Source organism: Streptomyces sp. Ru73, assembly GCF_002920575.1.
GTDB lineage: Bacteria > Actinomycetota > Actinomycetes > Streptomycetales > Streptomycetaceae > Streptomyces.
In genome coordinates, this window is record NZ_PQSQ01000072.1 from 35,477 (window position 1) to 41,476 (window position 6,000).

Genomic DNA, 6,000 nt, shown 5'->3' on the forward strand with positions numbered 1-6,000 from the left:
ACCCGCCGTGGTTGTCGACGCCGCCCCGTCAGCCGGAACTCGTCCGATACCCCGGGCGCCGGGCGCCGTGCCCCTCCTCGGGCACGCACCGGCCCTCATCCGGGACCCGTTCGGATTCCTGTTGCGCCTACGGGACCACGCCGACGACCGCGGCCTGGTCCGCATTCAGCTGGGCTGGATGCCTGTCTACGTGGTCACCACGCACGAGCGGCTGCACGACGTCCTGGTCACCGAGGGACGACGGTTCGAGAAGGGCCGGTTCTTCCAGCGCCTCAAACGCCTGGCCGGTGAGGGACTCTCCACCGCGGACGGTGAGCTGCACCGTCGCAACCGCCGCTTCCTCCAGCCCCTGTTCAGCAAGGAACGCATCGCCGGCTACTCCGAGGTCATGAGCAGCAACGCGCGGCGTCTGTCGGGCTCCTGGCGGCCGGGGCAGCAGGTGGACATCTACGAGGAAGCCGCGGGCTACTCGATCGACTCCATCGCCATGTCCCTGTTCTCGTCCGACATCGGGACGCCGGCGGTGGAGACGATCCGCCGCGAGCTGCCCGTACTGCTGGACATGTTGCTCAGGCGCGCCGCCTCCCCCAAGCTCCTGGACCGGGTGCCGGTCCGCTACAACCGCGTCTTCGACCGTGCGTCCGCGCAGTTGAGCGGGGTGATCGACCAGGTCATCGCCGCCGCGCGCGACGGCGACCACGCCGCGCAGCACGACGACCTTCTTGCGCAGCTGCTCAGGACGCAGGTCCATGACGACGTCGAGGTACGCCTCAGCGACGTCCAGGTCCGCGACGAAGTGGCCACCCTGCTGTTCGCCGGAGCGGAGACCACGGCCTCGACCCTGGCCTGGGCCTGGCATTACCTGGCCCACCACCCCGAGGCGGAACGCCAGGTGGTCGACGAGATCCTGGCGGTCGTCGGCCCGGACCGCCCGGTGGCCATCACCGACGTACCCCGGCTGACCGCCGTCCGCCGCGTACTGGACGAGGTGATCCGTCTGCACGGCGTCACCTTCCTCATGCGGCGCAGCACCGAGCCGGTAACCCTCGGCGACACCGCACTGCCCGCGGGGACCGAGGTCGCGTTCTCGATGTACGCGATCCACCGCGACCCGGACGTCTTCGGCAAGGACGCCCACGAGTTCAATCCGGACCGGTGGCTGGACAACCCCGAGATCAAGCGGCGGTTCATGCCGTTCGGCGGTGGCAACCGCAAGTGCATCGGGGACCAGTTCGCGCTGGCCGAGGCCACCATCGCCATCGCGGAGGTGCTCCGGGACTGGCGCATGGTGCCGCAGCGCGGTCACACCCCGAAGGAAGTGATCAGCGCGGTGGCCCGGCCGGACCGGGTGCCCATGACGGTGCAGCCACGTACCCCTGCCCCCAACGGGCCGGACCACTGAACGACACCGGTCCCTCGCCGGTCCCTCACCGGCGAGGGACCGGCGAGGGGCCGGCTGAGAGGCCGGTGAGGGGCCAGTGCCTGGTCGACCACTGCCTCGCCCGTTGCGCCGACCACTGCGTCTGCGTCATCCACTGCGTCTGCGGTTCCCCTGCAGTCACCGTCGGCCCTGACCCATGGCCCAAGACTCCGCAGGTCACGCCTGGAGCGGGGTCGGTAGGCTAATGATCAATGTTGATCATCACGCCCTGTGTGCCGTCGCACAGGGCGGTGATGTGTCCCAGCACCGGGGATGCCGGGAGCCACAGCGCGACCGGCAGGCTGGGCAGCAGGGGATCTGTCGCAACACTGCCGGGAGGCACCATGACCACTCATCCGGACCCCCACTCCTCCTCCACACCTGCGCCGCCTCCCGGATGCCCCGCGCACACGCAGAGCACTGCCCGTCCCTGGCAGCGGATCTACGGCCCCGACGCCGAGCCCCTGGGGCCGGTACTGGAGCGGCTGCGGCAGCAGTACGGCGACGTGGCCCCCGTGCTCGCCCCCGGCGACATACCGGCGTACCTGATCCTCGGCTACCACGCGATCCGCGATGCGATGCAGACCAGCAACCGCTTGACCTGCGACTCCCGCCGCGGCCGCGTCTACCAGGAAGGCCTGATCACGGCCGACCACCCGCTGGCCCCCATGACCGCCTACCAACCGGTCATGGCGTTCGAGGACGGTGCGCCCCACCAGCGGCTGCGCAATGCCGTCACGGACAGCCTCGACTTCAACCGGCACTCCTTGCGCCGTTACATCGGCCGGTACGCCAACCGCCTGATCGACGGCTTCGCCGGCCGCGGCACCGCCGACCTGGTAGCGGAGTACGCCGCACAGCTGCCCGCACTGGTGATCGCCTGGATGTACGGCCTGCCGGAGGAGGAGAGTCCCGCCCTGGTCTCCGCCGTACGCGACCTGACCAGCGGCAACGAGCGAGCCGCCGAGGGCAACGCCTTCGTCACTCGCACGATGCAGGAACTCGTCGAACGTCGTCAGGCCGGCGAGACCAGCTCCCACACCCTCGGCCGCGACTTCGTCTCCCGGCTCCTGGAGCACGAATCGGGTCTCAGCGAGCAGGAGGTCGTGGAGCACCTGCGCCTGGTCTTCGTCGCCGGGTACACACCGACGGTGGCGTTGATCGCGAACACCCTGCTGGAGATCCTCACGCAGCGGCAGTTCAGCCAGAATCTGACCAGCGGTCAGATGACGCTGCCCGAAGCCCTGAACCGCGTACTGTGGGACCACCCGCCGATCAGCCTGCTGCCGACCCGCTGGGCAGCGGGAGACATGGTCCTCGGCGGTCAGCAGATCCGGGCAGGCGACATGATCATCCTGGGCATCGAGGCTGCCAACGCCGACCCGGCAGCCCGCCGGCCCGGACTCTCGGTCGAGTACAACGAAGGCCATCTGTCGTTCTCCACCGGCCCGCACGAGTGCCCTTTCCCGGCCCGGACCACCGGGCAGGCGATCGCGGAAGAGGGCATCGACATCTTGCTGAACCGCCTGCGGGACCTGGAGCTGGTCGTGTCCGAGGAGGTGCTGACGTGGCAGTCGGCCTGGGTCTCGCGCCGATTGCTCTCCCTGCCCGTGAAGTTCACGCCGCCGCGGCCCACCGGTACGCGCGTACACCAGCCAGAGATCGCCGACGCGGCGGCCGGCACGTCCGCGAGCACGTCGGAACCGTGGACGGTACAGGGCGGGAGCCCCGCCCCGCACACGAAGCACGGACGCACACGGCTGCGCCGCTGATATCGGCGATATCAGCGACTCTGAGCGTGGGGGCGGGAGGGCCGCTCGCCCCACCCGGCTGGGCAAGCAGTGCACGCCCTGACGGGCCGGAGGTCCTGTTCGCAGTGCAGGCAGGACGCCTCGGCGGCTCTGGACTGCCTCACCACCACATGGGTCATGCTGGACGGATGGCACTTGATCAGGACCCCGGCTCGCAGTGGACCGACTTCACCGCCGCTCTGGGCGCGGCGCTGCAAGAGATGCCTGCGTACAACGACGGCAGCAAACTGACGCTGAACGAAAAGCCCCCGGAAAGCCTCTTCGTGGGCTTCATCAAGGACCAGGACGGACTGACGGCCGAGATCGGCCCCGTTCCTTCCCGCGGCGCTCCGGCGCGCCTGGCCGCCTTGCTCTCTCCTCGCGGGCGGGCACTGCGGCGGCAGTGGGCTGAGTTCGGCTCCCGGCTCACGGCCGCCGGCTGGACGCCCCCGCAGGCGAAGGAGCGCTGGAGCTGGACTCAGGAACTGCCCGAGCCGGCGGACCGGGCCGATTACGAGCGCCTGGCCGCCGCAGTGACGCGCGTCCTCGCCGACGAACTGCACCTCGTGCCCAGCGCCCTCACGTACACCGCCTTCCAGGAAGACCCACTGCGAGACCTTCAGTTCGACGGCCTCGGCACACAACGGCCAACGGGGTTCAAGCACCGCGGAACCGCCTGACCGCTGCCGGTCGCACAGGGAATGCCATCGGGGGTGCCCACGGGGATGCCGACGGGAACGCCGGTACCGGGTTCCCGACTGTCCCTGCGACGTGACACTGACCCACGAACCGCCGCCGGGCACTAACCGCTCTGCCTATCGCCGTCCGTGAGCCGAAAACCATCTGCCACTCGGCGGACCGTGGAAGGCCCTCCCTGATGCGTCAACTCCGGCCGGTTGGCTACCCGTTATTGAGGTGCGGGGCTGCGTCCGTGTGGTGCTGCACTTTGCTCATGTCCGTCAGCCGATTTCGCCGTCGGGGCGGTCAGTGGCGGAGGGGTCACTCGCGGGACGGTCGCTCGGAGGGCGGTCGCCAGCGGGGCGGTCGCTCGCTGCGCGGTCGCCGGCGGGGCGGTCGCTGGTGGGGCGTAGTTCGACGCAGCATTCGCCGGGGCGGGGGGCGAGGACGGCCTCGACCGCGGGGGCGCGGAGACCTTCGAGGTAGCCGCTGAGGAAGGCGTGGTTCATGCCGCATACCAGGTCAGGGGCCTGGGCGGCGAGGGGGTGGAAGGGGCAGTTGCGCAGTCGCAGCCGGTCGGGGGCCTCGCGTGCGGGTTCGAAGCCATGCCGGTCGAGCATGCGCTCGCACAGGGTCAGGCCGCGCTCGGCGCCTAGTCGGCCGGGGCGCAGTTCCGTGCGTTCTTCCTCGCCGAGTTCCTGGCCGCGCTGTCCGGCGGTACGCATCGCCGCCTCGGTGGCGGTCTCGTCTTCGCCTTCGGTAAGGACGGCCTGGACGAGGAGGTCCGCCAGGAGTTCGTGGCGGCGGTCGGGGATGCTGACGCGGATCGGTGTGTCGGTGGGTTCGTACACCTTGGGCTGCCGGCCGACCTTGCGGATGCCGTTGGGCGAGGCGTAGCGGGCGCGCAGCAGGCCGGCGTCGACGAGCTTGTCGAGGTGGAAGGCGGCGAGTTTGCGCGATATGCCGGCGCTGGCGGCCGCCTCGTCGCGGGTCACGGGCCGGCGGGCGCGGCGGATGAACGCGAACATCTGCCGCCGGGTGCCCTCCCCCAGCGCACTGACGGAGTCGATAGCTGCGTCGTCGGGCGAGGCCGGCGGGGTCATCTCGGAGGTCACCCCTTCACGGTAACGCCAGCGCACGTGGGTGGACGGTGAATCGAGGGCGCTCGGGCTGGTGCACTTGACCGCCTCCCGGAATAAGACCAAGATTTGTTGGTGAAATAAGGAGGTGGCCGCGATGACCCATCCGCATCAGGCCAAACAACCGGTCAGTGCGGCACTCGCCGGTCCCTACGGGCATCCGTTCCACCCCATGCTGGTCACCGTGCCGATCGGTGCCTGGGCGGCGAGCCTCGTCTTCGACATCGCCTCGCGCTTCGTGGGCGACCCGGAGTTCCTGTCCCGCGGGGCGATGTGGCTGATCGCGCTCGGAGTGATCGGTGCGCTGGCGGCGGCGATGGTCGGTTTCCTGGACCTGTTCGCCGTGCCGACCGGTACGCCTGCGTTTCGGGTGGCGCTGCTCCACATGACGTTGAACCTGCTGGTCACCGCCGCCTACCTCGGTAATTTCCTGTGGCGGCAGGCCGGTGCGGGCCCCTCGGGGAGCGTTGCGGCCGGACCGCTGGCACTCAACGCCGTCGCGTTCGCCGTGCTGGGCGTCTCGGGATGGCTGGGCGGCAAGCTCTCGTACCGCTATGGCGTTCGGGTCGCGGACGAGGCGACGCAGGCCGAGGGATTCGCCTCGAGCCCTGCCGACCAGGCCGACTCGGCCGGCAGACCTCACTCAGATGGGCCTCCCGGCGGGGGCGACCGTAGCAGCTGACCTGTTGCCCGGCTGGCCGGCCTCTCCCCCGTCCCACGCAATGGACGAACCGTCCCGCCACTGCCCCAGGCATGGGACGACCGGTCCGGCCACTGCCCCACGCATGGGACGACCGGTCCCACCACTGCCCCGCGCGTGGGACGAAAGACCGGTACCGCCCCGTCCCGCACCTCCGACGACCGGCACCGCCCCGTCCCGTACATCGGACAACCGGCCTCCGCGACAACCGGCCTCCGCGACGGCCTCCGGTCCCGCACATCGGGCGATCGGACCGCCTCGTCCCCTTCCCTT

The 6,000-nt window shown here is 70.3% G+C and carries 5 protein-coding genes; 4 read left to right on the forward strand and 1 reads right to left on the reverse strand.

Going from position 1 to position 6,000, the window contains the following annotated elements:
• The first annotated feature begins 7 nt into the window (after positions 1-7).
• The 3 genes from C3486_RS26110 to C3486_RS26120 all read left to right on the forward strand — a co-directional run bounded on the left by C3486_RS26110 (position 8) and on the right by C3486_RS26120 (position 3,890).
• Complete coding sequence (locus tag C3486_RS26110; RefSeq protein ID WP_258052996.1) at positions 8-1,402, forward strand: cytochrome P450; 1,395 nt, start codon at positions 8-10, stop codon at positions 1,400-1,402.
• Between the two features lie 362 nt (positions 1,403-1,764).
• Positions 1,765-3,192: a cytochrome P450 gene (locus tag C3486_RS26115; protein WP_181138697.1), complete on the forward strand. Its 1,428-nt coding sequence runs from the start codon at positions 1,765-1,767 to the stop codon at positions 3,190-3,192.
• Positions 3,193-3,359: 167 nt separating this feature from the next.
• Complete coding sequence (locus C3486_RS26120; RefSeq protein ID WP_103835210.1) at positions 3,360-3,890, forward strand: hypothetical protein; 531 nt, start codon at positions 3,360-3,362, stop codon at positions 3,888-3,890.
• 279 nt (positions 3,891-4,169) lie between these two features.
• Here the strand turns inward: C3486_RS26120 and C3486_RS26125 are convergent, their stop codons facing one another.
• Positions 4,170-5,003 carry a helix-turn-helix domain-containing protein gene (locus tag C3486_RS26125; protein WP_374936920.1) on the reverse strand — a complete coding sequence of 278 codons (834 nt, stop codon included), beginning with the start codon at positions 5,001-5,003 and terminating at the stop codon, positions 4,170-4,172.
• 121 nt (positions 5,004-5,124) lie between these two features.
• Between C3486_RS26125 and C3486_RS26130 the strand changes: the two genes are divergently transcribed.
• Positions 5,125-5,709, forward strand: coding sequence for a DUF2231 domain-containing protein (locus C3486_RS26130; RefSeq protein WP_103835211.1), 585 nt, complete (start codon positions 5,125-5,127; stop codon positions 5,707-5,709).
• The last annotated feature ends 291 nt before the right edge of the window (positions 5,710-6,000 follow it).

Bases quoted from the DNA above. Each gene is read 5' to 3' on its own strand.
- C3486_RS26120 (WP_103835210.1), top strand. From the start codon at position 3,360: ATGGCACTTGATCAGGACCCCGGCTCGCAGTGGACCGACTTCACCGCC.
- C3486_RS26130 (WP_103835211.1), top strand. From the start codon at position 5,125: ATGACCCATCCGCATCAGGCCAAACAACCGGTCAGTGCGGCACTCGCC.
- C3486_RS26115 (WP_181138697.1), top strand. From the start codon at position 1,765: ATGACCACTCATCCGGACCCCCACTCCTCCTCCACACCTGCGCCGCCT.